Origin of the sequence: Streptomyces sp. NPDC001890 (genome assembly GCF_042891445.1) — a bacterium.
In the GTDB taxonomy this organism is placed as follows: domain Bacteria; phylum Actinomycetota; class Actinomycetes; order Streptomycetales; family Streptomycetaceae; genus Streptomyces.
The window spans coordinates 739743-766309 of sequence record NZ_JBIATE010000001.1; the positions used below are offsets into that span (position 1 = coordinate 739743).

Annotated in this window: 25 protein-coding genes, 1 other RNA gene and 1 pseudogene; 14 read left to right on the forward strand and 13 right to left on the reverse strand. The window is 72.3% G+C overall.

From position 1 onward, the window contains the following. The first annotated feature begins 252 nt into the window (after positions 1-252). The 3 genes from ACFYY1_RS03235 to ACFYY1_RS03245 are packed head-to-tail and all read left to right on the forward strand — an operon-like array spanning position 253 to position 5131. Positions 253-2433, forward strand: a complete 2181-nt coding sequence (locus ACFYY1_RS03235; RefSeq protein ID WP_388580101.1) for an acyl-CoA dehydrogenase — start codon at positions 253-255, stop codon at positions 2431-2433. Between the two features lie 29 nt (positions 2434-2462). Continuing rightward, positions 2463-3659, forward strand: a complete 1197-nt coding sequence (locus tag ACFYY1_RS03240; RefSeq protein ID WP_388581467.1) for a lipid-transfer protein — start codon at positions 2463-2465, stop codon at positions 3657-3659. 41 nt (positions 3660-3700) lie between these two features. Then, positions 3701-5131, forward strand: a complete 1431-nt coding sequence (locus ACFYY1_RS03245) for an MFS transporter (protein WP_388580104.1) — start codon at positions 3701-3703, stop codon at positions 5129-5131. 54 nt (positions 5132-5185) lie between these two features. Here the strand turns inward: ACFYY1_RS03245 and ACFYY1_RS03250 are convergent, their stop codons facing one another. The 4 genes from ACFYY1_RS03250 to ACFYY1_RS03265 are packed head-to-tail and all read right to left on the reverse strand — an operon-like array spanning position 5186 to position 8788. Then, positions 5186-5818: a response regulator gene (locus tag ACFYY1_RS03250; RefSeq protein ID WP_388581470.1), complete on the reverse strand. Its 633-nt coding sequence runs from the start codon at positions 5816-5818 to the stop codon at positions 5186-5188. A 5-nt stretch (positions 5819-5823) separates the two neighbouring features. Next, positions 5824-7065 carry a sensor histidine kinase gene (locus tag ACFYY1_RS03255; RefSeq protein WP_388580106.1) on the reverse strand — a complete coding sequence of 414 codons (1242 nt, stop codon included), beginning with the start codon at positions 7063-7065 and terminating at the stop codon, positions 5824-5826. A gap of 50 nt (positions 7066-7115) precedes the next feature. After that, complete coding sequence (locus ACFYY1_RS03260) at positions 7116-7838, reverse strand: ABC transporter permease (protein ID WP_388580109.1); 723 nt, start codon at positions 7836-7838, stop codon at positions 7116-7118. Next, the gene (locus ACFYY1_RS03265; protein WP_388580111.1) at positions 7838-8788 is read right to left on the reverse strand and encodes an ABC transporter ATP-binding protein; all 951 of its coding nucleotides are present in this window, start codon (positions 8786-8788) and stop codon (positions 7838-7840) included. Before ACFYY1_RS03265 ends, ACFYY1_RS03260 begins: the two co-directional genes overlap by 1 nt. Before the next feature lie 297 nt (positions 8789-9085). Here ACFYY1_RS03265 and ACFYY1_RS03270 point away from each other — a divergent pair, with 297 nt between their 5' ends. The 3 genes from ACFYY1_RS03270 to ACFYY1_RS03280 all read left to right on the forward strand — a co-directional run bounded on the left by ACFYY1_RS03270 (position 9086) and on the right by ACFYY1_RS03280 (position 12093). Beyond that, positions 9086-9958, forward strand: a complete 873-nt coding sequence (locus tag ACFYY1_RS03270) for a MaoC/PaaZ C-terminal domain-containing protein (RefSeq protein ID WP_388580114.1) — start codon at positions 9086-9088, stop codon at positions 9956-9958. Between the two features lie 75 nt (positions 9959-10033). Then, a complete protein-coding gene (locus ACFYY1_RS03275; protein WP_388580117.1) occupies positions 10034-11110 on the forward strand; it encodes a Zn-dependent alcohol dehydrogenase in 1077 nt (358 codons plus the stop codon). 41 nt (positions 11111-11151) lie between these two features. After that, on the forward strand, positions 11152-12093 hold the full coding sequence (locus ACFYY1_RS03280) for a 3-oxoacyl-ACP reductase (RefSeq protein ID WP_266737074.1): 942 nt from the start codon (positions 11152-11154) through the stop codon (positions 12091-12093). Positions 12094-12479: 386 nt separating this feature from the next. Here the strand turns inward: ACFYY1_RS03280 and ACFYY1_RS03285 are convergent, their stop codons facing one another. Beyond that, entirely contained in the window at positions 12480-13790 is a 1311-nt protein-coding gene (locus ACFYY1_RS03285) for a hypothetical protein (RefSeq protein ID WP_388580120.1), read from the reverse strand. Between the two features lie 200 nt (positions 13791-13990). Here ACFYY1_RS03285 and ACFYY1_RS03290 point away from each other — a divergent pair, with 200 nt between their 5' ends. From ACFYY1_RS03290 to ACFYY1_RS03305, 4 genes are all read left to right on the forward strand, one after another. Next, positions 13991-15028, forward strand: coding sequence for an ABC transporter substrate-binding protein (locus tag ACFYY1_RS03290; protein ID WP_388580123.1), 1038 nt, complete (start codon positions 13991-13993; stop codon positions 15026-15028). Between the two features lie 83 nt (positions 15029-15111). Continuing rightward, positions 15112-15954, forward strand: coding sequence for a Nif3-like dinuclear metal center hexameric protein (locus tag ACFYY1_RS03295; RefSeq protein ID WP_388580125.1), 843 nt, complete (start codon positions 15112-15114; stop codon positions 15952-15954). Further along, positions 15951-16694, forward strand: coding sequence for a zinc ribbon domain-containing protein (locus tag ACFYY1_RS03300; protein WP_388581473.1), 744 nt, complete (start codon positions 15951-15953; stop codon positions 16692-16694). Before ACFYY1_RS03295 ends, ACFYY1_RS03300 begins: the two co-directional genes overlap by 4 nt. Next, positions 16694-17953, forward strand: coding sequence for a bifunctional RNase H/acid phosphatase (locus ACFYY1_RS03305; RefSeq protein WP_388580128.1), 1260 nt, complete (start codon positions 16694-16696; stop codon positions 17951-17953). The genes ACFYY1_RS03300 and ACFYY1_RS03305 overlap by 1 nt, the downstream gene beginning before the upstream one ends. A gap of 58 nt (positions 17954-18011) precedes the next feature. Here the strand turns inward: ACFYY1_RS03305 and eda are convergent, their stop codons facing one another. Continuing rightward, complete coding sequence (gene eda / locus ACFYY1_RS03310) at positions 18012-18632, reverse strand: bifunctional 4-hydroxy-2-oxoglutarate aldolase/2-dehydro-3-deoxy-phosphogluconate aldolase (protein WP_388580131.1); 621 nt, start codon at positions 18630-18632, stop codon at positions 18012-18014. A gap of 96 nt (positions 18633-18728) precedes the next feature. Beyond that, a complete protein-coding gene (gene yaaA, locus ACFYY1_RS03315; RefSeq protein WP_388580134.1) occupies positions 18729-19529 on the reverse strand; it encodes a peroxide stress protein YaaA in 801 nt (266 codons plus the stop codon). 225 nt (positions 19530-19754) lie between these two features. Here yaaA and ACFYY1_RS03320 point away from each other — a divergent pair, with 225 nt between their 5' ends. Further along, positions 19755-21197, forward strand: a complete 1443-nt coding sequence (locus ACFYY1_RS03320; protein WP_388580137.1) for an RNB domain-containing ribonuclease — start codon at positions 19755-19757, stop codon at positions 21195-21197. A 45-nt stretch (positions 21198-21242) separates the two neighbouring features. On the opposite strand, the gene ACFYY1_RS03325 is transcribed toward ACFYY1_RS03320, so the two are convergent. Next, positions 21243-21986 (reverse strand): MerR family transcriptional regulator, encoded by a 744-nt coding sequence (locus tag ACFYY1_RS03325; protein WP_388580140.1) that lies wholly within the window; start codon positions 21984-21986, stop codon positions 21243-21245. 172 nt (positions 21987-22158) lie between these two features. Between ACFYY1_RS03325 and ACFYY1_RS03330 the strand changes: the two genes are divergently transcribed. Both ACFYY1_RS03330 and rnpB read left to right on the forward strand, forming a co-directional pair. Further along, the gene (locus ACFYY1_RS03330; protein ID WP_388580142.1) at positions 22159-22737 is read left to right on the forward strand and encodes a Uma2 family endonuclease; all 579 of its coding nucleotides are present in this window, start codon (positions 22159-22161) and stop codon (positions 22735-22737) included. A 55-nt stretch (positions 22738-22792) separates the two neighbouring features. Then, positions 22793-23194: RNase P RNA component class A (gene rnpB, locus ACFYY1_RS03335), an RNA gene on the forward strand. Between the two features lie 166 nt (positions 23195-23360). Here rnpB and tgmC read toward each other — a convergent pair. The 5 genes from tgmC to ACFYY1_RS03360 form a co-directional block, all read right to left on the reverse strand. Then, positions 23361-24527 (reverse strand): ATP-grasp peptide maturase system methyltransferase, encoded by a 1167-nt coding sequence (gene tgmC / locus ACFYY1_RS03340; RefSeq protein WP_388580145.1) that lies wholly within the window; start codon positions 24525-24527, stop codon positions 23361-23363. Next, positions 24524-25483 carry an ATP-grasp ribosomal peptide maturase gene (tgmB, locus tag ACFYY1_RS03345; protein ID WP_388580147.1) on the reverse strand — a complete coding sequence of 320 codons (960 nt, stop codon included), beginning with the start codon at positions 25481-25483 and terminating at the stop codon, positions 24524-24526. Before tgmB ends, tgmC begins: the two co-directional genes overlap by 4 nt. Positions 25484-25488: 5 nt before the next feature. Continuing rightward, a complete protein-coding gene (gene tgmA / locus ACFYY1_RS03350; RefSeq protein ID WP_388580150.1) occupies positions 25489-25749 on the reverse strand; it encodes a putative ATP-grasp-modified RiPP in 261 nt (86 codons plus the stop codon). A gap of 79 nt (positions 25750-25828) precedes the next feature. Beyond that, positions 25829-26035 carry a hypothetical protein gene (locus ACFYY1_RS03355; RefSeq protein ID WP_345046953.1) on the reverse strand — a complete coding sequence of 69 codons (207 nt, stop codon included), beginning with the start codon at positions 26033-26035 and terminating at the stop codon, positions 25829-25831. Further along, positions 26032-26199, reverse strand: coding sequence for a hypothetical protein (locus tag ACFYY1_RS03360; RefSeq protein WP_388580153.1), 168 nt, complete (start codon positions 26197-26199; stop codon positions 26032-26034). The genes ACFYY1_RS03355 and ACFYY1_RS03360 overlap by 4 nt, the downstream gene beginning before the upstream one ends. A 183-nt stretch (positions 26200-26382) precedes the next feature. On the opposite strand from ACFYY1_RS03360, the pseudogene ACFYY1_RS03365 reads away from it, so the two are divergent. Further along, positions 26383-26565, forward strand: a pseudogene (locus tag ACFYY1_RS03365) (multiprotein-bridging factor 1 family protein); the annotation flags it as partial. Positions 26566-26567 lie beyond the last annotated feature (2 nt).

The window sequence follows — 26567 nt, forward strand, 5'->3', positions numbered from 1 at the left end:
CCTCCGGGCGGCGTGATCGAGGTTCTGGGCAGGCACGCGGGCGGCGCGGGCGGGCAGCGCCCGACCGCCAAGTGTGTGCAGCGTGAAACCTTCCCGGTGTCAGCGGTATTCCGGTGAACGCGGTGCGAACGGGGGCACTCCGGCGCACTCGGCCGGAGCGCGCGGAGATCCCTCCGTCATCTGACCTTCCGTCAGAATGGAACGTGTTCTACTCTTGCGCCGTTCCAGTGGCTGCGACCGGCGAGGATCCGCATGGGCATCGGAATCACCGAAGAACACAGGGAGTTGGCGCAGTCCGTACGGGGCTGGCTGGCGCGCGCCGTACCACCGAAGGAGATCCGCGCACTCCTCGACGCGGACCCGCCCGGTACCGACGGCGTGCGCCCCGGGTACTGGGACGGGCTCGCCGGACAGGGCCTGCTCGCCATCCATCTGCCCGAGGAGCACGGGGGCGGGGGCGGCCGGCTCCTCGATCTGGCCGTGGTCCTCGAAGAGGCCGGCCGGGCCGCGCTCCCCGGCCCGTACCTGTCGAGCGCCCTGGCCTCCGCCGTACTGCACACGGCGGGCCCGCCCGGCCTCGTGCGCGACCTCGCGTCCGGTACGCGCATCGGCGCCGTCGCGCTGGGCCCCGGCACCCTCACCGCCGTCGAGCACGAGGACGGCCATCTGCTCGACGGCACCGCGCCGCCCGTCCTCTCCGGCGCCGAGGCCGACCTGCTGCTCCTGCCCGCCGAATCGGCCACCGGCACCCTCTGGTTCGCCGTCGACTCCGCCACCGCGGGGCTCGCCGTGCGCCCGCACCGGGGCGCCGACCCGACCCGGCCCACCGCCGAGGTCCACGCCGAAGGCGTACTCGTCCCGGCCGGCCGCCTCGTACGGACCGACACCACCCGCGTCCGCGACCTGGCCGCCGTCCTCCTCGCCGCCGAAGCCTGCGGAACCGCCGCCAGAGCGCTGCACACCGCCGCCGAACACGCCAAGGTCCGCGAACAGTTCGGCCGCCCCATCGGACAGTTCCAGGGCGTCAAGCACCTCTGCGCCGACATGCTCGTACGGGTCGAGCGGGCCCGCGCGCTGGCCTGGGACGCGGCCCGCGCCGCCGACGAGGAGACGGACCCGGACGTACGGTCCATGGTCGCCGCCCTCGCCGCATCGGACGCCCTCGACGCCGCGTACGGCTGTGCCAAGGACTGCGTCCAGATCCTCGGCGGCATCGGCTTCACCTGGGAGCACGACGCCCATCTGTATCTGCGCCGGGCCCTGGTGGCCCGCCAGTTGCTGGGGACCGGCGACAGCCACCGGCTGCGGGCCGTCCGGCTGGCCGAGGGCGGGGCCCGCCGCTCGCTCGCCCTCGAACTCCCCGCCGACGCCGCCGCCCACCGGGCCGCCGCGCGCGAGGCCGTCGCCGCCGCCCGCGGCCTCGACCCCAGGGCCGCCCGCCGCGCCCTCGCACCGACCGGCTACGCCGCCCCGTACCTCCCCGCCCCCTACGGCCTGGGCGCCGGTCCCGTGCAACAGCTCGCCATCCAGCAGGAGTTGAAGGAACAGGGGGTGAAGCTGAGCGACCTCGGGATCGCCACCTGGGTGGTGCCCTCGCTCCTCGCCCACGGGACGGCCGAGCAGCAGGAGCGCTATCTGCTGCCCACCCTGCGCGGCGAACTCCTGTGGTGCCAGCTGTTCTCGGAGCCCGACGCGGGATCCGACCTCGCCTCGCTGCGCACGAAGGCGGAACGCACCGACGAGGGCTGGCGGATCAACGGCCAGAAGGTGTGGACGAGCGCCGCCCAGTGGGCCGACCACGGGATCCTGCTCGCCAGGACCGACCCGGACGCCCCCAAGCACCAGGGGATCGGCTACTTCCTCGTCGACATGAAGAACACCCCGGGCATCGACATCCGGCCGTTGAAGGAGATCACCGGCGACGCCCTCTTCAACGAGGTGTACTTCGACGACGTCCTGCTGCCCGCCGACGCCGTCGTGGGCGAGCCCACCGGTGGCTGGAAGGTCGCCCGCAACACCCTGGGCAACGAACGCGTCCACATGGCCGACCAGATGACCTTCGACACCGGCCTGGAGGCGCTGATCGCCCGCTCCGGCGAACTCGACGGCGCCTGCCGGGCCCGCATCGGAGCACTCGCCGCCGAGGCCCACGCGCTGGGCTGCATCGGGCTGCGCACCACGATGCAGCAGGTCTCCGGGCTCGAACCCGGCGCGGGCGCCTCCGTCCGCAAGCTCGTCCAGACCACCCACCAGCAGAAGGTCGCCGAACTCGCCCTCGAACTGCTCGGCCCGGCGGGCGCGGCGGGCGAGGGGCCGGGGGAGCGGGCCCTGCACGGCTTCCTGATGTCGCGCTGCCTGACCATCGCGGGCGGCACCACCCAGGTTCAGCTCAATGTCGTCGCCGAGCGCATCCTCGGCCTCCCGCGCGATTGAAGGGACTTTCCATGAAGCCCATGAAGCTCATGAAGGCGTACGTCGTCGGCGTCGGAATGACGAAGTTCGAGAAGCCCGAGACCCGCGACTGGCAGTACTGGGACATGGCGAAGGAGGCCGGCACGGCGGCGCTCGACGACGCCGGGGTCACGTACGAGCAGATCCAGCAGGCCGTCGTCGGCTACTGCTTCCAGCCCTCCACCGCCGGCCAGCGCGCGGTGTACGGACTCGGCCTGACCGGGATCCCCGTCTACAACGTCAACAACAACTGCGCCACCGGCTCCACGGCCCTGATGATGGCCCGGCAGTTCGTCGAGAGCGGCGGCAGCGACTGCGTCCTCGCGCTCGGCTTCGAGAAGATGACGCGCGGCGCACTCGGCGGCGGTGGCGCGGACGGCGGTGCCGCCGACTTCAAGACGTCACCGGTCGCCCGGCACTACGGGATCATGGCCGCCGCCCACGGCTTCGAGATGAGCCCGCCGACCGCCCAGATCTTCGGCAACGCGGCCCGCGAGCACATGGAGCGGTACGGGACGACCGAGGCGCAGCTCGCCGCGGTCGGCGCCAAGAACCACCGGCACTCGGTGAACAACCCGTACGCCCAGTTCCAGGACCCGTACACGGTCGAGGAGATACTCGCCGCGAAGACCATCCACCGCCCGCTGACCAAGCTCCAGTGCTCACCCACCTCGGACGGCGCGGCCGCCGCCGTGGTCGTGTCGGAACGCTTCGTCGAGACCCACGGCCTGGGCGAGCGGGCGGTCGAGATCGTCGCCCAGGCCATGACCACCGACACCACCGACTCCTTCACGTCGGGCACCTGCATCGACGCCGTGGGCCGGCCGATGTCGCAGGCCGCCGCCCGGCAGGTCTACGAGGCGTCCGGGCTCACGGCCGCCGACCTGGACGTCATCGAACTGCACGACTGCTTCTCCATCAACGAACTCCTCACCTACGAGGCGCTCGGACTGTGCGGCGAGGGCGAGTCCGGGAAGCTCGTCGAGTCGGGCGCCACCACGTACGGCGGCCGCTGGGTGGTCAACCCGTCCGGCGGGCTGATCTCCAAGGGACACCCGCTCGGTGCCACCGGCATCGCCCAGACCGCCGAACTGACCTGGCAGCTGCGGGGCGAGGCGGGAAACCGGCAGGTGGACGGCGCCCGGGTCGGCCTCGCCCACAACATCGGGCTCGGCGGGGCGGCGGTGGTGACACTGCTGCGGCGGTAGGGCCGATATGCGGATGTACGGGGTGCGGCGCGGGTGCGAGTATGACGGGCATGGTTGACGTCACGACCCCCGCGCCGCCGCGAGAGCGGACCAGTACCCGCACCTGGGCGGCGGTGCTCGCCGCCTGCATCGGCCAGTTCCTCGTCGTGCTCGACGTGTCCGTCGTCAACGTCGCCCTGCCGTCGATGCGTTCCGACCTCCAGATGAGCTCCGCCGGGCTCCAGTGGGTGCTCAACGCCTACTCGATCGCGTTCGCCGGATTCATGCTCCTCGGCGGACGCGCCGCGGACATATACGGCCGCAAGCGGATGTTCCTCATAGGTCTCGGCCTGTTCACCGCCGCCTCCCTGGCCGGCGGGCTCGCCCAGGAGGGCTGGCAGCTGCTCGCCGCCCGTGCCGCGCAGGGGCTCGGCGCCGCCGTGCTCGCCCCCGCCACCCTGACCCTGCTCACCACCGCCGTGCCCGAGGGCCCGGCCAGGACGAAGGCGATCGGCACCTGGATGGCCGTCGGCGCGGGCGGCGGCGCGGCCGGCGGGCTGATCGGCGGGGTGCTCACCGATCTGCTCTCCTGGCGCTGGGTGCTGCTGATCAACGTGCCCATCGGGGTGCTCGTCCTCGCCGGCGCCGCCGTCCGGCTCGCCGAGGGCCGGGGCGGGGACCGGCGGCGGATCGACTTCCTGGGCGCGGTACTGGTCACGGTGGGCCTCGCCTGCGTCGCGTACGGCATCGTCCAGACCGAGGAGTCGGGGTGGACCGCGACGGCGACCCTGGCACCGCTGCTCGGCGGGCTGGCCCTGCTGGGCGTCTTCGTGGTGGTGGAGGCCCGGACGGCGGAGCCGCTGATGCCGCTCAGGGTGCTCGCGGCACGGGCGGTGACATCGGCCAACGCGGCGATGTTCGTGATCGGTTCGGCGACGTTCTCGATGTGGTACTTCATGACCGTGTACGCCCAAGCCGTGCTGGGCTACAGCCCGCTGGAGGCCGGACTCGCCCTGATGCCCACGTCGTTGGCGGTCGTCCTCGGCTCGAAGTGCGCGCCCAGGGTGATGGCCGTGACCGGCACGAAGAACCTGGCGCTCATCGGTACGGCGATCGCCGCGGCCGGTTTCGGCTGGCAGTCCACGATGGGCGCCGACGGTTCGTACCTCACCTCGGTCTGCCTGCCCGGGGTCCTGATGATGGCCGGTGCGGGCCTGGCGTCCACGCCGCTCGCCTCGCTGGCCATCACCGGCGCGGCCCCCGGCGAAGCCGGTCTGGTCTCCGGGCTCGTCAACACCTCCCGCACGATGGGCGGTGCGCTCGGTCTCGCCGCGCTCTCCACCGTCGCGGCGGCCCGCACCGCGGGCGGCACCGGACCGGAGGAGCTCACCGCCGGGTACGCGCTCGCCTTCCGGACGGCCGGCACGGTGCTGCTGGGCGGGCTGCTGCTGATGGCGCTCTGGCTGCCGCGCGCCCGGCCGGCCCGGCGCTGAGCCGAGGGGCCGCGGGCGCTGCGGCCACCCCTGCTGCCGCGCCTGTGGCCATGCCTACAGCCACCCCTGCTGCCGCGCCGCCCGCACCGCCTCCATCCGGTTGCGGGTCCCCGTCTTGCCGATCGCCGCGGACAGGTAGTTCCGCACCGTCGACTCGGACAGATGCAGCTTCGCCGCGATGTCGGAGACCGTCGCCCCGTCCACCGAGGCGTTCAGCGCGTCCCGTTCCCGCGCGGTCAGCGGACTCGGGCCGGCACTGAGCGCGGCGGCGGCCAGCGCCGGATCGACCACCGTCTCCCCGCCCAGCACCCGGCGGATCGCGGCGGCGAGCTCCTCGACCGGTCCGTCCTTGACCAGGAACCCCGCCGCCCCGGCCTCCATCGCCCGGCGCAGATAGCCGGGGCGGCCGAACGTGGTGAGGATCAGCACCCGGCAGTCCGGTACCTCCTCGCGCAGATCGGCGGCGGCGTCCAGCCCGCTGCGGCCCGGCAGTTCGATGTCGAGGAGCGCCACATCGGGGCGGGACAGCAGCGCGGCGTCCACGATCTCGTCCCCGGCGGCCACCTGCGCCACGACCTCGATGTCGGGCTCCAGACCGAGCAGCAGCGCGAGCGCGCCCCGCATCATCCCCTGGTCCTCGGCGAGCAGCACACGTACGGACTTGGCCGGACGGTGGTCCTGCGGCATCTCGTTCACCGTCCCAGCGTATGGCTCGCGGCGGTACCGGGCGTGCCGGACTCGTCCGCCGGGCCCGGCTCGTCCACCGGGAGCCGCGCCGTGACCACGAAGCCGCGCCCCGGCCCCGGGCCCGCGCGCAGGCTGCCGCCCGCCGCGGCGAGGCGTTCGGTGAGCCCGGTCAGTCCGGTGCCGCCGATGCCGGGCGTGGCCGGGGCGTCCGGGCCGGGGCCGCTGCCGTCGTCGGTGACCGTCAGCCGGACCTGTTCGGCCGTGCCCGCGACCACGAACGAGCAGGTGGTCGCGTGGGAATGGCGTACGACGTTGGTGACGGCCTCCCGCACCACCCACCCCAGCAGCGCCTCCGCCTGCGGGGCGAGCGGTGGTCCCGAGCGGCGGAGCACCGGTTCGATCCCGGCGGCGGTCAGCGCGGAGCGGGCCCGGTCCAGTTCGGTGGCCAGGCTGCCCTCCCGGTAGCCGGTGACGGCCTCCCGGATCTCGGTGAGGGCCTGCCGGCCGACGGACTCGATGTCGGCGACCTGGGTGAGCGCCGCGTCCATGTCGCGCGGCGCGAGCCGGCGGGCCGCCTCCGACTTGACCACGATCACGGAGAGCGTGTGGCCCAGCAGATCGTGCAGATCGCGGGAGAAGCGCAGCCGCTCCTTCTCGACGGCGGTACGGGCCAGCTCCTGGCGGGTGGCGCGCAGCTCCATCACCGTCTCCGCGAGGGTGAGGAGCGCGGCCGTCACCGCGCCCGAGATGAAGGTGCCGTAGCCGATCGTCCACGGGTCCGAGCCGCCGTGGCCGCGCCACACCGCCACGAAGGTGGCGACCGCGGCGAGCGTGAGCATGCAGACCGCCAGCTGCCGGTTGCGCAGGACGGATCCGCAGGCCAGCGAGAGCAGCGGGAAGAACAGCAGCCAGCTCCCGCCGTAGCCGATCGCCAGCGCGAGGGTGATGGCGGCCATCGCGGCGAGCAGCCAGTACGACACCGGGCTCTGGCGCTTCCTCCGGTCGAAGCCGCGGAACACCACCGAGACGTAGAGGGAGTTGAAGGCGAGCAGCCCGAGACCACCGAGCCAGGGATTGGCCGCCTCGCCCTGGAAGAGATTGGAGAAGGAGCCCATCCCCATCAGCAGCCAGGGCAGCAGGGCGTACGGGCCGGGTGGGCCGGGGCGCCGCTCCTCACCCTTCCCGCGCCGGCGCCACCACGGGCCCGGCCGCCCCTGCGCACACCCATCCGCCCGGTTCCTGGCCATGTCCCCTCCTGTCACACGGTCCACTCACACGGTCCACTCGCACGGTCCTGTCACACGGTCCTCGCGGACCGACGGTACGAGATCACGGCGTACGTGCCGAACAGCAGGAGCCAGGCGCCGAGCACCGCGACCGTGCCGACGCCGGGCGCGTGGCCCTCGGTGGTCGCCCAGCCCAGGTCGGCGAAGCGGTTGGCCGGGGTGAACCTGCCGACGGAGCGCAGCCATCCGGGCAGCAGCTCCAGCGGGAACCACAGTCCGCCGACGATCCCGAAGCCCATCAGGCAGGCCACGTTGACCACCCCGGTGCCCTGCGGGGTGAGCCGGTAGCCGTTGCCGAGGCCGAGCATGGTGAACGGCAGCGCGCCGATCCACAGCAGCACCGCCAGCGTGATCCACTGCCAGGCGTCCAGCCGTACCCCGTTGACCAGCCCGCCGGCCAGCAGCACCGTGAAGATCGTCGGCAGGACCGTCACCGAACCGCTGACCGCGCGGCCCACGACCGCCCGGGAAGGCGAGAGCGGAGTGACCCGCAACTGCTCCAGCCAGCCCAGGGTCTTGTCGGAGGCGACCCCCGTACCGATCGACATCGCGGAGCCCAGCGCCCCGTACGCGGCCATGCCGACCATCGAGGCGGTCTTCCAGCCGTCGACATCGGTGCCGCCGCCGATGTTGGTGAAGACCAGGTACATCATCACCGGCATCCCGGTCCCGAAGATCAGGAAGGTGCTGTCACGCAGGGTCCGGCGGATTTCGAGCACGATGTAGCGGTACATCAGACGTTCTCCCTCTCGGAAGCGGTCGTGGAGGCCGTGGCGGCCGGTGCGGTGAGGGAGAGGAACGCGTCCTCCAGCGTGGCCCGGGAGACCTGGAGGTCGCGGATCGCGTCCAGACGGGCCAGCTCCCGGACGGTGGCGTCCGAGTCGTCGGTGTGCAGCAGCGCCCGGTCCCCGGACACCTCGACGGTGACCACGCCGGGCAGCAGTTCGAGGCCCCCGGCCGGCCGGCCCGCCAGGTCGAAGGAGACGAGGCCGCGGCCGGCCGAGCCCCGGATCGTGTCGCCGGTGCCGTCCGCGACGATCCGGCCCCCGTCGATCACGACGATCCGGTCGGCGTTCTCGTCGGCCTCCTCCAGGTAGTGGGTGGAGAACAGGACGGTGTTGCCGCGCCGGGCGTAGGCCCGCATCGAGTCCCAGAACGTGCGGCGCGCCTCCACGTCCAGGGCGGCGGTCGGCTCGTCCAGGACGATCAGTTCCGGATTGCCGGCCAGCGCGACGGCGAAGCGGACGCGCTGGGTCTGGCCGCCGGAGAGCTTGTCGATGCGCCGGTTGGCGAAGTCGCTCGACCCCGCCAGCGCGAGCGCCTCGGAGACCGGCATCGGCTCCGGGTAGGTGGAGGCGACGAAGTCGACCAGCTCGCGGACGGTGATCCGCTGGATGGGCCGCCCGTCCTGGAGCATGGCGCCGACCAGACCGTCCCGCACCGCGTGTTCGGCACTCCGGCCCAGCACCCGCACCGTGCCGGAGTCCGGCTGGTCCAGGCCGAGCAGCAGCCGGATGGTGCTGGACTTGCCCGCGCCGTTGCGGCCGAGCAGGGCGACGGTCTCGCCGCGGCCGATGGACAGATCGATCCCGTCCACGGCCCGTACGCTGCGCTCCGCCCGGCCGAAGGTCCTGACCACCGCGGTGAGGTCCACCGCGGCTCCGTTCCCCGTTGTCTGCGTCATGGACACGACGCTACGGAGACCGCCGCAGGTCCCGGCAGATGTGTCCGTACGGACTTCGCCATGACATATGTCATGGCCGGGACGGAGCCCGGATGGGCCGGAAGGCAGGCCGGCCAAGGAATCTGACGCTACGTCAGCAGCGGTCTTCCCAAGCGCTGGGCACTGCGTTATACATGGGTTCATCGGCTAGAACGCGTTCTAGAACGGGCGTGGCGGCCGGTCCCGCGCGACCTCGGTGCGGCCGACGGTGCGGACGGCCGCGCCGAGGTCTTCCCACCATCAAGGAGCAGCTCTCCCATGCCCATTGATGCCGAAAAGGCTCTCGCCGCCGAACCCCGCTCCACCCGGATCAGCTGGGGCCACAAGGACGTCCAGCTCTACCACCTCGGGATCGGCGCGGGCTTCGGCCCCGACCGCCCCGATGCCGCGACCGACCCCGCCGAGCTGCGCTACACGCTGGAGTCCCGGCTCCAGGTGCTGCCCTCCTTCGCCACCGTCGCGGGCGCCGGCATGGGCGTCGTCGGCGGACTCTCCTCGCCCGGCATCGACATCGACCTCGCCGCCGTCCTGCACGGCGGGCAGAGCGTACGGGTGCACCGGCCGATCCCGGTCGAGGGCGGCGCCGAAGTGACCTCGAAGGTCGCCGCGGTGTACGACAAGGGCAAAGCGGCCGTGCTGGTGCTGCGCACCGAGGCCGCCGACGAGGAGGGCCCGCTGTGGACCAACGACGCCCAGATCTACGTACGGGGCGAAGGCGGCTTCGGCGGTGAACGCGGCCCGTCCGAACGGGCCGCCCACCCCGCGATCGCCCCGAACCGCATCGTGCAGCGGCCCATCAGGCCGGACCAGGCGCTGCTGTACCGCCTCTCCGGGGACTGGAACCCGCTGCACGCCGACCCCGAATTCGCCGCGCTCGCCGGCTTCGACCGGCCGATCCTGCACGGACTGTGCACCTACGGCATCACGCTCAAGGCCGTCACCGACACGGTCCTGGGCGGCGACGTGACCCGTATCCGCTCCTACCGCACCCGTTTCACCGGGGTTGTCTTCCCCGGCGAGACCCTCCGCATCGAGATGTGGACGTCCGAGAACCAGGTACGGGTCGAGGTGAGGGCCGTGGAGCGGGACAACGCCATGGTTCTCGGCGACACCTTCGTCGAACACTCCTGATCCGTCCCGGACCGACCGACTCCAGCCAAGAGGACCGCAGGCCCAGTTCCACCCGCCCATGAGGGGAGCCGCACCATGCGCGCAGCCGTACTGCACGAGATAGGCCAGGAGAAACTCGAAGTACTCGACGACGTCGAGGCGGTGGGCTTCGGCCCCGGCAAGGTCAGGCTCCGCATCCGGGCCACCGGACTGTGCCACTCCGACGTCTCCGCGATGAGCGGCGTGCTGCCGCAGCCCGCCCCGTTCATCCCGGGCCACGAGGGCGCCGGCGAGGTCCTGGACGTCGGCGACGGCGTCACCGGTCTCAGCGCCGGGGACCGGGTACTCGTCTGCTGGCTGCCCGCCTGCGGGGCGTGCCCGTCCTGCAAGCGCGGCCAGACCCACCTCTGCCTGGCCGGCTTCATGAACGCGGGCACCCCCAACTTCAAGCGCCCCGGCGGCGACGTGTTCGGCTTCGCGGGCACCGGCACCTTCACCGAGGAGGTCGTCGTCGGTGCGGGCTGCGCGGTGCCGATCCCGGACGACGTGCCGTTCGAGATCGCCGCGCTGATCGGCTGCGGGGTGACCACCGGGCTCGGCGCCGCCATCAACACCGCGAAGGTGGAAGCCGGTTCGTCGGTCGCCGTGATCGGCTGCGGCGGCGTCGGCATCTCCACCATCCAGGGCGCCAGGGTGCAGGGCGCCGCCCAGATCGTGGCGGTGGACCCGGTCGCCTCGCGGCGCGAGGCGGCGCTGCGGTTCGGCGCGACCGAGGCGGTGTCGCCCGACGAGTTCGCCGACGCCAAGCAGCGGATCACCGCGGGCGAGGGCTTCGACTACGTCTTCGAGGTCGTCGGCAAGTCGGCCACCGCACGCACGGCGTACGAGCACACCCGGCGCGGCGGCACCCTGTGCGTCGTCGGCGCGGGCGCGATGGACGACAACTTCCAGGTCAACATGTTCGAGCTGTTCTTCGACGAGAAGCGGATCCTGCCCTCCATGTACGGGGGCGGCGACGTGCTCCGCTCGTACGAACGGGCCATCGCGCTCTGGCGGGCCGGCCGGATCGACCTCGAATCGATGATCACCCACCGGGTGCGGCTCGAAGGGATCAACGACGCACTCGACCAGATGCGGACCGGCGAGTCGCTGCGCACCTGCGTCGAGCTCTGACCACCGCCCCGCCCCCTCCCGAGAGGACTGGAGAGATTCCGATGTCACTTCCCCTGGACGGCATGTCCGCGATCGTCACCGGCGCGGGCCGCGGCCTCGGACGCGCCGAAGCGCTGGAACTGGCGGGGCTGGGCGCGTCCGTGGTCGTCAACGACTACGGGCAGCCGGGCCGTGACGGCTCCGGCGAGGCGTCCGCGACGCCCGCCGAGGAGGTCGCCGAGGAGATCCGGGCCGCGGGCGGCCGGGCCGTCGCGCACCTCGGCGACGTCTCCGACCACGAACAGGCCCGCGCCCTGGTGGAGCTGGCCGTCGACACCTACGGAAAGCTCGACATCCTGGTCAACAACGCGGGCATCCTGCGCGACCGGATGATCTTCTCGATGACCGAGGACGAGTGGGACTCGGTCATCAGGGTCCACCTCAAGGGCCACTTCAACACCACGCACTTCGCCGCCGCGCACTGGCGCACCCGCTCCAAGGAGTCCGGCGGCCCGGTCCACGGACGGATCATCAACACCTCGTCCGAGGCGTTCCTGGCCGGTTCGGCGGGCCAGCCGAACTACGCGGCGGCCAAGGGCGGCATCGTCGGCCTCACCACCTCCACGGCCCTGGCGCTGGCCAGGTACGGCGTCACCGCCAACGCCATCTGCCCGCGGGCCCGCACCCGGATGACCGAGGACGTCTTCGCGGGCTTCCAGGAACCGACGGACGGCCGGCTCGACGCGCTCGCCCCCGAGCATGTCGCGCCGCTGGTCGGCTATCTGGCCTCCCCGGCCGCCGCCAAGGTCAACGGGCAGCTGCTGGTGGTGCACGGCGGGATGGTCGCGATCGTCGAACGTCCCAGGGTGGCGGCGAAGTTCGACTCCTCGAAGGAGACGTTCTCCTTCGACGAACTGGACGAGCTGATCTCGCCGTACTACGAGGACCGCCCGCCCAACGAGACCTTCGCCGCGGCGGAGGTGCTCGGCCTGAAGCGGGGCTGACGACGTCGTACGGGGGAACGGGTGGGCCCCGGCAGCCGAACGGCTGCCGGGGCCCACCCGTCCCTCGTTCTCCTCGTCGATGTCCCGCGCGGTCAGGCCGCCCGGCTGTCCCCCTCGGCGGGGCGACGATGGCGACCGTGCGGCTCTGCGGACGTGTCGTCCACCGACTCACCCCCTCGGTGTTTTCCGGAGCCGCCGGCTTCGGCCCGGTCGGCGTCGTCCGGACGCGTCTGGGTCGGGTCGGTTCGGGCTTCAGGCATGTGGGAAGTCACCCCGTTGTGATCGCTTGCATATGTGTGTCACCAGGGCCGATCACGCCGGCCGCGCCTTGGCACGGTCACCGTCGGCGACCGTCGGACACGGCTGCGCAGCCCGGACCCAGGATTTTAACCAGGCACCAGGCGCCCCGTGAGAGCCGCCTGCCCCAATGGAACCGGCTTGCACACGGGTAGAGGCGCCACGTCGGCGGACGGTTGCATACCGCTTCCCGCGCCGGTCGCCGACGACGGCCACACCCCGCGTTCACCGTCCGCCGGAGCCTCCAGCAGGGCCACCCCGCACGCCACGTCCCCGGCGGCGTACGGAAGTCCGAGCACCCCGTCCCGGGTCCACACCCCGTGGCCGGCCTGCCACCCCTCGGGGGCGGCGAGTTGGTGCAGCCGGCGCCCGGCCGGGCGCCACACCCCGACCCAGCTGCCCGCCGCGCCATCGATCCGCAGCGCCACCGCGCAGCTCTCCGGCATCAGCATCTGGCCCGGCTGCACGGCGAACGGCGTCACCGCCACATCGGCCGGGCGCAGGCACTCCGGGAAGCGCACCGGCAGACAGCTGCCGAGCACCCCCCAACCCAGCCGGTCGTGCCCCGGCGCGTCCGAGCGGATCAGCAGCAGCCCGCTGTCCGGGTCGGCGAGCAGCAGCCGGTCATTGCTGTCCGGGGCGATCTGCAGCAGCGGCGACACCTCGCCGCCCCGCTCCAGGTCCACGGCGATGGCCTTGACCGGGCCGCCGCCCGGCATCTCCCGGTCCAGGGCCAGCATCCGGCCCGCCCGGTCCAGCCAGACGCCCCCGGAGCAGTGCCCCGGGATCTCCGCGACCGGCTCGGGGCCGAAGGCGCCGCCCGCCACCAGCCAGACGGAGGTGGTGCGTGCCCCGGCCGACAGCGCGTACGCGCTCACGCCGTCCGGTGAGGGTGGCAGCAGGGTCAGCTCCGCGGATTCGACGCTGCCGAGCGGGAGTTCGCCGGTCGCGGGGCCGGTGGGATAGAGGAGCGACACCGTGTGCCGGTCCGCGACCCGGCGCAGGATCAGCACCCGCCCGTCGGCCAGGGGCAGCACCTCGGAGTCCGGCTCCTCCGGCTGGTCGAGGGGGAGCGGCACCGCGTACGGCTCGGGCCCGCCGAGCGTCCAGCGCTCCACGAACCACGCCCCGCCCGCCCCACCGGCCCCGTCGGGCGGATCCGCCGCCACGTTCGCGAGCGCGAGCCGGGCCGCGTACGAACCGTCCGCGGAGATCGTGAACGCGGGCGCGACGGGCAGCGTGGCGGGGGCCGCTCCGAGGGGCGCGCCGCCCGGTCCGCCGGCCCCGTCCGGCGGGTCGTCCGGCGCACCGTCCTCCAGGACCGTTCCTCCGGGGACCTCGGCGTCTCCGGCGGCCCCGGTCGCCTCCGCGGTCCCGTTCTCGATTGCACAGGCAGTCATGGGCTGGTCACCTCCGGCCACCGAAGCTAGTTTTCGCACTTCCTGCCGAACAACACGAGACCCACCTCTTCACACATAAGGGTGGTGATGCCCTGATTCGCCTGAGGGGGAGGGGGTGGCTGTGCTGGAGCCGAGACGGGTGGGTAAGGTAAGGCAGCCCTAAGAAATACCTGTATGTCCCTTACCAACTGGAGCAAGTGATGTCCCTTCGTCGCCGCGGCACCGCCGCAGTCGGCCTGGCGGTGGCCGCCGCCCTCACCCTCTCGGCCTGCGGGAGCGACGACGGGGAGTCGGGCGGCTCGGCCAAGTCGGACGGCGACAAGAAGGCGGCCGTCGCCACGGGCGGCAAGGACTTCGCTGACGCCGCGAAGAAGACGGCGGAGTACGGGACGGACGCCGAGGCCGGCGAGTTCCCCCGCACCCTCACCCACGCCATGGGCAAGACGGAGATCAAGTCCGCCCCCAAGCGCGTCGTCGTGCTGGACGTCGGCGAGTTCGACAACGTCGTGTCGCTGGGTGTGAAGCCGGTCGGCTACGCGCCCTCCGAGGGCGACGCGGCCATCCCCTCGTACCTGAAGAAGGACGCGGGCAACCCGAAGAACGTCGGCACGATCAACAACCTCAACCTTGAGGCGATCGCCGGCCTGAAGCCCGACCTGATCCTCGGCAGCCAGCTGCGCGCCGCCGACAAGTACGACGCGCTCTCCAAGATCGCGCCGACCGTGTTCTCCATCCGTCCGGGCTTCACCTGGAAGGAGAACTACCTCCTCAACGCCGCCGCGCTGGACAGGACGGCCAAGGCGAAGAGCGAGCTCGGTGCCTACGAGGCGAAGGCCAAGAAGCTCGGCGAGGACATCGGCCCCGACAAGCCGACCATCTCCATGGTCCGCTACCTGCCGGACCGCATCCGCCTCTACGCCAAGGCGTCCTTCATCGGCACCATCCTCGAAGACGTCGGCCTGCCGCGGCCCGAGAACCAGCAGATCGACGACCTCGCCGCGGAGATCAGCCCGGAGAAGATCGACGAGGCCGACGCCGACTGGATCTTCACCGGCGTCTACGGCGACGTGAAGGCCACCGAGCGCGACACCACCCAGGCCAACCCGCTGTGGAAGAACCTCAAGGCCGTCAAGGAGGGCCGGGCCAAGAACGTCTCCGACGAGACCTGGTACCTCGGCCTCGGTGTCACGGCCGCGAACCTGGTCCTCGACGACCTCCGCGCCGACCTCGTGAAGTAACCGGTACCGAGCAGAATGTGGCGGTCCGCACGGACCGCCACAGCCCTGGACGGCGGGGCACGGAGGGCAGGTAGCCTTTGCTTGTGCCCCGTCTGTCTGATGTCCTCGCCGAGCTCGACGCTCTCTGGCCGCCCGAGCGGGCCGAAGGCTGGGACGCGGTCGGTACCGTCTGCGGAGACCCCGACGCCCCCGTCGACCGCGTGCTCTTCGCCGTCGACCCCGTCCACACGATCGCCGACGAGGCGATCCGGCTCGGCGCCCAGCTGATCGTCACCCACCACCCGCTCTATCTGCGGGGTACGACGACGGTCGCCGCGGACACCTTCAAGGGCCGGGTCGTGCACACCCTCATCAAGCACGACATCGCGCTGCACGTCGCCCACACCAACGCCGACACCGCCGACCCGGGCGTCTCCGACGCCCTGGCCGGCGCGCTCGACCTGCGCGTCGAGGGCCCCCTCGTGCCGGACCCGTCCGACCCCGGGGGGCGGCGCGGCCTCGGCCGGATCTGCGTGCTCGACCACCCCGAGACCCTGGCCGACCTTGCCGCCCGCGCCGCCGCCCGGCTGCCCGCCACCGCGCAGGGCATCCGGCTCGCCGGCGACCCGGCCGCGACGGTGCGCACCGTCGCGGTGAGCGGCGGCTCGGGCGACAGCCTCTTCGACGCGGTGCGCGCCGCGGGGGTCGACGCCTTCCTCACCGCCGACCTGCGCCACCACCCGGCCTCCGAAGCCGTCCAGCACTCCCCGCTCGGCCTGATCGACGCCGCCCACTGGGCCACCGAATGGCCCTGGTGCGAACAGGCCGCGGCGCAGCTCGACGCGATTTCCGACCGCCACGGATGGGACCTGCGGGTCCACGTCTCGAAGCAGGTCACCGACCCCTGGACCACCACCACCCACCACTCTTCTGGAGCCCCCAACTGAACGCCGCGCCCGCCGACCAGATCCGACTCCTCGACGTCCAGGCCCTCGACGTACGCCTGTCGCAGCTCGCGCACCGGCGCAAGTCGCTGCCCGAGCACGCCGAGATCGAGTCGCTCACCAACGACCTCGCGCAACTGCGTGACCTGCTGGTCGCCTCGCAGACCGAGGAGAGCGACACCGCCCGCGAGCAGACCAAGGCCGAGCAGGACGTCGACCAGGTGCGCCAGCGCGCCGCCCGCGACCAGCAGCGTCTCGACTCCGGCGCGGTCACCTCGCCGAAGGACCTGGAGAGCCTCCAGCGCGAGATCACCTCGCTGGCCAAGCGTCAGGGCGACCTGGAGGACGTCGTCCTCGAAGTGATGGAGCGCCGCGAGTCCGCCCAGGAGCGCGTCACCGAGCTGTCCGACCGGGTCTCCGCTGTCCAGGCCAAGGCCGACGACGCGACCGCCCGCCGTGACGCCGCGACCAAGGAGCTCGACGAGGAGGCCGCGACCGTCGCCAAGGAGCGCGAGGTCGTCGCCGGTTCCGTTCCCGCGGACCTGATGAAGCTGTACGACAAGCTCCGCGCCCAGCAGGGCGGGGTCGGCGCCGCCCGCCTCTACCAGCGCCGCTGCGAGGGCTGCCGCCTCGAACTGAACATCACCGAGGTCAACGACGTGAAGGCGGCCTCCCCGGACACCGTCCTGCGCTGCGAGAACTGCCACCGCATCCTGGTGCGTACGGCGGAGTCGGGCCTGTAATGACCCAGCCGCGCCAGTTCGTCATCGAGGCCGACGGCGGATCCCGGGGCAACCCCGGGCCCGCCGGTTACGGAGCGGTCGTCATCGATCCGGTGACGGGGGAGACCCTCGCCGAGGCCGCCGAGTACATCGGCGTCGCGACGAACAACGTCGCCGAGTACAAGGGCCTCATCGCGGGCCTGAAGGCGGCGAAGGCGCTGGTGCCGGACGCCTCGGCGGACGGCGCGGTCCAGGTGCGGGTCCGGATGGACTCCAAGCTGGTCGTGGAACAGATGTCGGGCCGCTGGAAGATCAAGCACCCCGACATGAAGCCGCTCGCGGCGGAGGCCGCCAGGATCCTGCCGGCCTCCGCCGTCACCTACGAGTGGATCCCGCGCGAGAAGAACAAGCACGCCGACCGGCTCGCCAACGAGGCGATGGACGCGGGCAAGCGCGGCAAGCAGTGGGAGCCGTCGGCGTCGACGGCCGCCCTCGACACCTCCCGGCCCTCGGTGGCCTCCGCCCTGCCGCCGGTCTCGGGCCCGCCCGGAGACGCGGCGGCGGGCGCGGCGAAGGCCCGCGCGGCCCTGGCCTCCCGGCCGGCCGCGGCCTCCCCGTCGGCCCCTCGGGTCGGCTGGGCCGCGGCACCCGATCTGGGGGCGCCCGCCACCTTCGTGCTGCTCCGGCACGGCGAGACCGCCCTCACCCCCGAGAAGCGGTTCTCGGGCAGCGGCGGCAGCGATCCCGAACTCTCGGCGGCCGGCCGCCAGCAGGCCGAGTGCATCGCCCGGTCGCTGGCCGCCCGCGGCACGGTCGAGGAGATCGTCAGCTCCCCGCTGCGCCGCTGCCGCGAGACGGCGGCCGCGGTGGCCGCCCGGCTCGGTCTGGAGGTCCGGATCGAGGAGGGCCTGCGCGAGACGGACTTCGGCGCCTGGGAGGGCCTGACCTTCGCCGAGGTGCGCGAGCGTTACGGCCCCGACCTGGACGCCTGGCTGGGTTCCGCGAAGGCGGCCCCCACCGGCGGTGGCGAGAGCTTCGCCGAGGTGACCCGCCGCGTGTCGGCCGTCCGCGACCGCCTCACCGCCAGTTATGCGGGCCGCACGGTCCTGCTGGTCACGCATGTGACCCCGATCAAGACCCTGATCCGACTGGCACTCGGCGCCCCGCCGGAGGCCATGTTCCGGATGGAGCTCTCGGCGGCCTCGGTCTCGGCGGTGGCGTACTACGCGGACGGCAACGCGTCGGTCCGGTTGCTGAACGACACCTCGCACCTGCGGTGAGGCGGGCGCGAGGGATGCCCCGCGTCCAGGGCACGGGGGCTCCGCGCCCTGGGGGAGATCAGCCGCGCAGCGCCGCGGCCTCGCCCGCCAGCCGCTCCACCCGTGCCCAGTCCTTCGCCGCGACGGCGTCCGCCGGGACCATCCAACTGCCGCCCACGCAGCCGACGTTGGGCAGCGCCAGATAGGACGGCGCGGAGGCGGGCGTGATGCCGCCGGTCGGGCAGAACCGGGCCTGCGGCAGCGGCGCGGAGAGCGCCTTCAGATACGCCGTGCCACCGGCCGCCTCGGCCGGGAAGAACTTCATCTCGGTGACCCCGCGCTCCAGCAGCGCGACCACCTCGGACGTCGTGGAGACACCCGGCAGGAACGGCACGCCCGACGCCTTCATCGCGTCCAGCAGCCGGTCCGTCCAGCCGGGGCTGACCAGGAACCGGGCCCCCGCGGCGACGGTGTCGGCGACATTCCGTACGGAGATCACCGTGCCGGCCCCGACCACCGCGTCCGGCACCTCGGCCGCGATCGCCCTGATCGCGTCCAGGGCCGCGGCGGTGCGCAGCGTCACCTCGATGGCCGGGAGCCCGCCGGCGACCAGGGCCCGTGCGAGCGGCACCGCGTCGGCGGCGTCCTCCAGGACGACTACGGGCACGACGGGGGCAAGGTCCAGCACAGAGGAGGTCATGCGCCCATCTTGCGCGACGGCAGCATCGTACGCAACGAGCGTTGCGCATGGTGCAACACGCGGTCGCCGACGAGCCCACCCAGGGCGGTCGGCGATTCAGTGGATCTCCGTCACCACGACATCGAGCGACCACGCCCGCCCGGCCCGTGCCGGAGCCTCGGCCTCCACCACGTACCCGAGCCCGCGCAAGGTCTCCACCAGCTCCGCGGGCCCCTTCGGCCGCGCACCGCAGACCAGCAGATCGCGGACCATCCGCCCCTTGGTCGCCTTGTTGAAGTGGCTGACCACCGACCGTTTCTCGACCCCGTCCACCAACTGGGAGTGCAGCACCCGCACGCTCGCCGTACGCTCCGCCACCTCGCCCTTCGGCTTCCAGGCCGCGGTGTAGGCCGAGGACCGCAGATCCAGGACGAGCCCGTCCCCGGCGGCCTCCGGCATCACCCGCGCCATCGGGTCGCGCCAGTACGCCCCGAGCGCGCCCAGGCCCGGCAGCTTCACGCCCATCGAGCAGCGGTACGTCGGAATCCGGTCGCCCACCCGCACGGCGCCCCACAGTCCGGAGAAGACCAGCAGCGACTTCCCGGCCCGCCGCTTGGCCGCCGCGTCCAGGGAGGCCAGGTCCAGCGCGTCGTACAGCACGCCCGTGTAGATCTCCCCGGCCGGACGCGTCCCGGCCGTCCGGAGCTCCACGTTCTTCGCGATCTCGCCGCGCAGCCCCTCGCTCAGCCCGAGCACCTCACGGGCCTTCTCCTCGTCCGCCGTGCACAGCTCGACCAGCTCGTCGAGCACCGCCGCCCGCGCCTGGGCCAGACCCGGCAGCGACAGCGACTCCGGCTTCAGCGGAGCACCGCGCCCCGAGGCGGCCTTTCCTTCGGAGGGCGGCAACAGCACGAGCACGGCGGTTCTCCTTCGTACGCACGGTCGGGGCGACGGGACCAGCCCCCCGCGCCAGCGTACGGGGACGGCGGAGCCGTCCGGTCCGCAGCCCGTCCGCGGCCCATCCGCGGCCCGTCCGTAGCCCGTCCGCGGCCCGCGAGCGCCCGTTCCGCTCCCGGTCCCGCCGGCACCGTCCGGTCCGCCGGCCGGGATGCCGCCCGCCCCGCCCCGCCATACGCTCGGTCCATGCCCCGCCGCCATCTCCGTATGACCGGGCCGGCCGACACCCCGCTGGGGGCGTCCCTGCGCAAACTGCGCACCGAGCTCGCCCTTCCCGACGACTTCCCGGCCGAGGTCCTCGCCGAAGCGGTACAGGCGGCGAAGGACCCGGCGGTAGCGGCCCACGAGGACGCGACGGACCTGCCGTTCCTCACCATCGACCCGCCCGCCTCGACCGACCTCGACCAGGCCATGCACCTGGAACGCCGCCGGCACGGCTACCGGGTGCACTACGCCATCGCCGACGTCGCGGCCTTCGTACGCCCCGGCGGAGCGCTCGACACCGAGGCCCACCGCCGGGTGACGACCCTCTACTTCCCCGACGGCAGGGTGCCGCTCCACCCCGCCTCGCTCTCCGAGGGCGCCGCCAGCCTCCTGCCGGGACGGACCCGCCCCGCCGCGCTCTGGAGGATCGACCTCGACACCGAGGGCGCGGTCGTCGCCACCTCGGTGCGCCGGGCCCTCGTCCGCAGCCGCGCCAAGCTCGACTACGCGGGTGTCCAGCGGCAGATCGACACCGGCACCGCCGAGGAGTCCGTGGCCCTGCTCCGCGACATCGGACGGCTTCGCGAGGAACAGGAGGTCGCCCGCGGCGGCATCTCGCTCAACGTGCCCGAGCAGGAGATCGTCCAGCGCGACGGCGGCTACGGCCTCGAATACCGCGCCCCGCTGCCCGCGGACGGCTGGAACGCCCAGCTCTCCCTGCTGACCGGCATGGCCGCCGCCCACCTCATGGCCGAGACCGGGACCGGCATCCTGCGCACCCTGCCGGTCGCCCCGGACGGCGCCGTGGCCCGGCTCCGCCGCTCCGCCGAGGCGCTGCACATCGACTGGCCGCACCACGTCCCGTACGCACGGCTCATCCGCTCCCTCGACCCGCGCAGGAGCGCCCACGCCGCGTTCCTCCAGGAATGCACCACCCTGCTGCGCGGCGCCGGCTACACCGTCTTCGACCACGGCGAACTCCCCACCCCCGCCGTCCATGCCGCAGTCGCCGACCTCTACACGCACTGCACCGCCCCGCTGCGCCGCCTCGTCGACCGGTACGCCGCCGAGCTGTGCCTCGCCGCCGTCGCGGAACACGAGCCGCCCGAGTGGGTCGGTGCCGCGCTGCCCGGCCTGCCGAAGGAGATGGCGGACGGAACCAGGCGCGCCAACACCGTCGAGCGCGAGTGCGTCGACCTCGTCGAGGCCGCGCTGCTCCAGGACCGGATCGGCGAGGTCTTCGACGGGTACGTGGTCGACGTGTCGGAGCAGGAACCCACCACCGGCACCGTCCACATCGAGGAACCGGCCGTCGTCGCCCGGATCGAGAGCGGCGACGCGAAGCTCCCGCTGGGGGAGCGGCTGCGGGTCAGGCTGGACCGGGCGGATCCTGGCTCTTCGAAGGTGCTGTTCGCCCCCGCGTGAGCGGTGCCGGGCACGGACCTCCTGCCCGGCGAGCGCACGCCACCCTCATCCCGTACCCCTTCCCGCCACACGCTCCGCCAGGGCCGCCATCACCCGGCGCACCACCTCGGCCTGCGCGGGCGCGAAGTCGTCGAGCAGCGCCTCGCCGAACCCCGTCACGACCGGCCCCTGGGTGGGGATCACCGCCAGCACCCCGTCCGGCACGGCAGCCGCCAGCTCGGCGGCGAGCGGGGGAATCCGGGCATCGTCCACGGCCGCCCCGGCCAGCGCGTCCAGCCGCTCGTACAGCGCGTGCACGGCAGGGTCCTCGGCCAGCGGCGCCAGCGCGGCGTAGATCTCGCTGCCGACGCCCGTGGTGTCCAGCAGCACGAGATGCTCGCGGTCCTTGGCGGCCATGGGAGAACCGGTCGTCGGGACCGTACCCAGCAGCTCGGCGAGGGCCGGCGACACGGGCTCCTCGGCGCGGACCGGCCCGTCCAGCAGCCGGGCCAGCCGACGCCGCCGCTCCCGGATCTCGCCCTCCTGCCGGGCCAGATCCGCGTCCAGCCCGGCCAGTACCTCCATCAGCTCGTGCCCCTGCGCATCGGCGAGCACGTCCCTCACCTCGTCCAGCCCGAGCCCGAGCTCGGTGAGCCGCCGGATCCGGGCCAGCACCACCGCGTCCCGCACGCCGTAGACGCGGTAGCCGTTGGCCCGGCGCACGGGCTCGGGAAGCAGCCCGATGTGGTGGTAGTGCCGGACCGCCCGCGAGGTGACCCCGACGAGCGCGGCTATCTCTCCGATGCGCATGGCTCCAGTAGAAACGTTGACGCTGCGGCAGGGTCAAGCGCTGCCCGCGCACCTCTCCGTATCCGGCCACTCCGGACTCGTCTGTGCCACGATCGGCTTACGTACTCCCATCTCACGGACGGCGGGTCCATCGATGTCCCAATCCGGCGAGCGACCGAGGAAGGGGCGTGACATGACTGCCCTGCCGCACGAACTGCTCGCGCAGGCCGACGTCCTGCTGGAGGGCTTCCTGGCGCTGGATACGCCGGAGGGCTTCCGGGCCGAGCTGATCGACGGGGAAATTGTCGTGACGCCGCCGCCGGACGGGGACCACGAGGACTACATCAGCTTGATCATGAAGCAGGTGATCAGGCTGGCCCGGACCGACATGGACTTTTCCGGAAACAAGGGGCTGAAGCTGAGGAGCGGCGGGCGCTGTCCCAAGAACCACGTCATTCCCGATGGCACCTTCGCCCCCACCGAACTGCGTCTGTACCGGGGAGCCGACCCCTGGATGCCGTGCGAGGGGGTGGCGCTCGTCGTCGAGGTCACCTCGACCAAGCCCCGGGCGGACCGCACCGACAAGCGTCACTGCTACGCCCGCGGACCCATCCCGCTCTACCTCCTGGTGGACCGGGAGCAGTCCTCGCTGACGCTGTTCAGCGACCCGGAGGGCGACGACTACCGCCGGCACTGCACGATCCCGTTCGGCAAGCGGCTCACGCTCCCGGCACCGTTCGCCTTCGATCTGGAGACCGGGGAACTCATCTGAACCCGGGCCCGGTCGGCGGCCCTCGGCGGACGGGTAGCATGGTCGGCACGGCAGACGAGCCGGGCGGACGGCCGCGTGGGGATCCTCGGATCTCCCCGAGGAACGTCCGGGCTCCACAGGGCAGGGTGATGGCTAACGGCCACCCGGGGTGACCCGCGGGACAGTGCCACAGAAAACAGACCGCCGGGGACTTCGGTCCTCGGTAAGGGTGAAACGGTGGTGTAAGAGACCACCAGCGCCTGAGGTGACTCAGGCGGCTAGGTAAACCCCACCCGGAGCAAGGTCAAGAGGGGCCGTCGCAAGACGGCCCTGCGCGAATGATCGAGGGCGGCCCGCCCGAGTTCGCGGGTAGACCGCACGAGGCCGGCAGCAATGCCGGCCCTAGATGGATGGCCGTCTCCCCGGCCGCCGCGAGGCGACCGGGCGACAGAACCCGGCGTACAGCCCGACTCGTCTGCCCCTTCGGGCTCTTGACCAGTGAAATCGCAGGTCAGGGGCCCTTTTCGCGGATCGGCGGCCCGAGTCGGACCTCGCTTCGTACCCTTTCGAACCAGCCATCGCGGCCATGAAGGCAGCCACGCGTCTTCGGGGCGGAGAAGGCGAGGCGGGCTGACGGCTGCTGGTCAGGCGAGCCGGTGTTCCCAGCGCAGTGAGGGGCTCCGGTGGTCGATCCGGTACAGATGGGATGTCATCGTCACACGGAGCCGAATGGCGTCGATGTCCGGTGCCCCGGCGTCGTGCCAGGCGACGAGGGAGCGTTCGATGTCGTCCCACAGGGCCACGGAGCCGCCCTGGCGGACGGTCCAGCTCTCGCCGTCGGTGATGAACTCGGCGAACGACTCCCGCTCCGCATCGAACAGGTACCGCAAGGGCGACCCGTCACCGTCCGTCGCGCGGACGAACTGAGCGCCGGGCGCGGCCAACTGTGCGAGAAAGGCGGGCATCCATTCCTCAAGGACGAGAGGGGACAGCAGAGCGGCCCGCTCACTGTCCGCGTACGCGGTCCGTGCGGCGAGGTCGCCCGCCACGGGGGTCGCTGCCTGGGCCCGCGCCTGCATGAAGGAGGACCGTCCGATGATGGCGCCCTCGGCGGTGCCGTCGTCGCCGACGGTGACCTTCGCGAGACCGGTTCCCCAGGGCCAAGAGCCGACCGTGCTGAGGACGACGCCGCCGGGCCTGGTCTGCCGGATCCACGTGTGCGGGATGCGACGGACCGCGCAGGTGGCGATGACCCGGTCGTACGGAGCCCGGCGCGGATGGCCGAGGAGTCCGTCGCCCGTCATCGTCCACGTCGAGTAGCCGACGGTTTCCAGGGCGGCATCGGCGCGTGCTGCCACCTGCGGGTCGACCTCGATCGTGGTGACGTTGTCCTCGCCGAGGTAGTGGCACATCAGGGCGGTGGAGTAGCCGGTGCCCGTGCCGATCTCCAGGACGCGGTGTTCTGCCGTGAGGTCCAGGGCCTCGATCATGCTGACGACCGTGGTCGGGTCGGTCGAGGACGAGGTGGGTACGCCTGCGACGGGCTCGCCGACCTGGTCGGCGGTGAGGTGGCCGTCGAGTTGAGTGGTGAGGGTGTCGACGCTGTACGCGATCTTCAACCACTCGTCCGAGGCCGTGCCGAGCGCGGTGACGGGCCGCCAGGCCCGCCCCTCGTCGAGGAACACGCCGGGATGGAGGAACTGCTCGCACGGCACGGTTTCGAGGGCTTCCCGCAGCAAGGGGGATGTGAGGACGCCCTTGCTCGCCAGAAGAGCGGCCAGGCGGTGCCGCTCGGGCTCTGAGTCGTTCATCGGCTGTCTCCTTGCATGAGCAGGTCGGCGAAGGCCACGGACATCGGAAGGCCGGTTTCCGTCTCCAGCCACCCCCACTGGCCGTTGGGGTTCAGCTCCAGCCACCAGTAATCGCCTCCTCGGTCCACCGAGAGGTCGAAGCTTCCCGATGCCAGGCCCAGCCGGTCCAGGTAGGCGTGCAGGGCTCTTTCCACCTGGTCCGGGAGGTGCTCCGCGGTGTAGGTGAGGGAGCTGTAGTCCTTGCGCCAGTCCAGGAGGTCGGAGTGGATGCGTACGGCGAACGTATGCCGGCCGATGATCAGCACGCGGACGTCGGCGACCTTGTCCACGCGGGCTTGGAACAAGTGGGGGGTGACCCGGACGCTGTCGTCGATCTCGCCGACGGTGACCGGGTCCGCCCAGCCGGTCACCGGCACGCTGTCACGCGTGTAGGGGGTCCATCGCAGCGTCTTGAAGATCGCCTGCCCCTGAGCGTGGACGAACTCGCGGGCCTCGTCCGGGTCGTTGGTGACAAGGGTGGGCGGGATGGTGAAGCCGAGCTGCTGGGCGAGAACGAGCTGCGCGGGTTTGTAGTCGGCTGCGGCAACGCGTAGGGGGTGGTTGACCCAGAGCGGGCCGCCCAGAGCGTAGAGGGTGCCGCCGAGTCCGTAGCGGACCTGCGCCGCCGCGAACCGGGAGTCGTCAGGCGACAGGTGGGGAAACGTGGGCCACTCCGGGCGGCGCCAGTACACCGACCGGATCTGCGTCACATCAGCGGTTCTCGACGGGGTGCGCACCTGCCCGACCACCGGGGCCGGGCAGGTGCCGAACCGAGCCGAGACCGCGAGGTCTTCGCCGATGTCGGCGGGGTTGAACCGGACCACCGGCACATCGCGCCGGTTGAGTGCGGTGATCACCATGTCGGCGGTGATGTCGTCCGCCTCGGTGACCACCAGAACCGGCCTCTCCTCGGTCATGGCCATCAGTCCTGAGTACTGTCCTGATCGTGACCCTGGTCGTTCCGGGAGTCCGAGTTCGTCGTCGTGGAGGTCTCGGTACCGGAGCTGGTGCCGTGCTTGCCCATCTCGACCACCTGCCCGGCGTGGTCGCTGAACACCCCGAGCTGCGTCGTGGGGTCGACGGCGACCGTGGCGTGGGGTCGGCGGATGACCGTCGGGTAGGGCGCGAGTCGGCCCGCACCCCACGGCTGCGTGGGGGAGGGGAGTGCGACAGAGGTGTTCATGAGACTCCTTGGGTTGAAGGGTGTGGTGCGGGAATCCGTCTGCGCCAGGGGGCGCGGACGGCGATCTGCGGGCCGCGACTCAGGGGCGAGCGGCCTGGATGTTGTCGGCCGCGGTCGTCCACTCGACTCCGGACGCCGGCCGGATGTGCGCGATGCGGACCGTGCCGTGGCTGTGGAGCTCGTGTGTGACGGCGACGAGCACACCCTCCCCACGCGAGGCGATGTCACGGACATGCGTGTCCAGGAGCGGGTGATGCTCATAGCCGTCGGAACCGACCGGGTTCACTCCTCCGGCTCCTGCCTGGCCTCGACGCGGCGCATGAACCTCTCCCAGCCGCCGGCTGCCCGTACCCGCAGAGCCCGGCTCGGCGCACCCCGCCGGGGCTCCGGCGGCGTGTACGTACGGCCACTGGCGCCAGGGTTCCTGCGGGGCAGTCCGGAGGTTGTCACGCGGTCGCTCCTCTCCGTGGGGAGCCGCCCGGAGGGTCCTTCGGCCTCCGAGCGGCGTGTGACCAGTGAACGACGATCCGTTACCTTCTCCCAGAGCGAACCTCGCGCAATACCCGGGCGTTTTCCAGGCGTTGGCGCGTGGCGGGTATGAGTGCGTGAAAGGGTTCTCGTGAGGGGAGACCTATGACGTCGAGGCGTAAGCACTTTGCGGAACGGCGCGCGGCCCGGGGTTACTCTCAGGAGGAATTCGCAGAAGCGCTCTCGGTGGCCGCGTCCACCGTGGTCCGTTGGGAAAGTGGTCGCGCCACCCCGCGTCCCCACCAACGGCCGAAGATCGCAGAGCTGTTGGGAGTGCCCCTCCCCGAGCT

Bases quoted from the DNA above. Each gene is read 5' to 3' on its own strand.
- ACFYY1_RS03270 (WP_388580114.1), top strand. From the start codon at position 9,086: ATGCCCATTGATGCCGAAAAGGCTCTCGCCGCCGAACCCCGCTCCACC.
- ACFYY1_RS03305 (WP_388580128.1), top strand. From the start codon at position 16,694: ATGACCCAGCCGCGCCAGTTCGTCATCGAGGCCGACGGCGGATCCCGG.
- ACFYY1_RS03260 (WP_388580109.1), bottom strand. From the start codon at position 7,838: ATGTACCGCTACATCGTGCTCGAAATCCGCCGGACCCTGCGTGACAGC.
- ACFYY1_RS03325 (WP_388580140.1), bottom strand. From the start codon at position 21,986: ATGCGCATCGGAGAGATAGCCGCGCTCGTCGGGGTCACCTCGCGGGCG.
- ACFYY1_RS03280 (WP_266737074.1), top strand. From the start codon at position 11,152: ATGTCACTTCCCCTGGACGGCATGTCCGCGATCGTCACCGGCGCGGGC.
- ACFYY1_RS03285 (WP_388580120.1), bottom strand. From the start codon at position 13,790: ATGACTGCCTGTGCAATCGAGAACGGGACCGCGGAGGCGACCGGGGCC.
- ACFYY1_RS03275 (WP_388580117.1), top strand. From the start codon at position 10,034: ATGCGCGCAGCCGTACTGCACGAGATAGGCCAGGAGAAACTCGAAGTA.
- ACFYY1_RS03235 (WP_388580101.1), top strand. From the start codon at position 253: ATGGGCATCGGAATCACCGAAGAACACAGGGAGTTGGCGCAGTCCGTA.
- ACFYY1_RS03320 (WP_388580137.1), top strand. From the start codon at position 19,755: ATGCCCCGCCGCCATCTCCGTATGACCGGGCCGGCCGACACCCCGCTG.
- eda (WP_388580131.1), bottom strand. From the start codon at position 18,632: ATGACCTCCTCTGTGCTGGACCTTGCCCCCGTCGTGCCCGTAGTCGTC.
- ACFYY1_RS03255 (WP_388580106.1), bottom strand. From the start codon at position 7,065: ATGGCCAGGAACCGGGCGGATGGGTGTGCGCAGGGGCGGCCGGGCCCG.
- ACFYY1_RS03250 (WP_388581470.1), bottom strand. From the start codon at position 5,818: ATGCCGCAGGACCACCGTCCGGCCAAGTCCGTACGTGTGCTGCTCGCC.
- ACFYY1_RS03290 (WP_388580123.1), top strand. From the start codon at position 13,991: ATGTCCCTTCGTCGCCGCGGCACCGCCGCAGTCGGCCTGGCGGTGGCC.
- tgmC (WP_388580145.1), bottom strand. From the start codon at position 24,527: ATGAACGACTCAGAGCCCGAGCGGCACCGCCTGGCCGCTCTTCTGGCG.
- tgmA (WP_388580150.1), bottom strand. From the start codon at position 25,749: ATGAACACCTCTGTCGCACTCCCCTCCCCCACGCAGCCGTGGGGTGCG.
- ACFYY1_RS03265 (WP_388580111.1), bottom strand. From the start codon at position 8,788: ATGACGCAGACAACGGGGAACGGAGCCGCGGTGGACCTCACCGCGGTG.
- ACFYY1_RS03240 (WP_388581467.1), top strand. From the start codon at position 2,463: ATGAAGGCGTACGTCGTCGGCGTCGGAATGACGAAGTTCGAGAAGCCC.
- ACFYY1_RS03245 (WP_388580104.1), top strand. From the start codon at position 3,701: ATGACGGGCATGGTTGACGTCACGACCCCCGCGCCGCCGCGAGAGCGG.
- ACFYY1_RS03330 (WP_388580142.1), top strand. From the start codon at position 22,159: ATGACTGCCCTGCCGCACGAACTGCTCGCGCAGGCCGACGTCCTGCTG.
- tgmB (WP_388580147.1), bottom strand. From the start codon at position 25,483: ATGACCGAGGAGAGGCCGGTTCTGGTGGTCACCGAGGCGGACGACATC.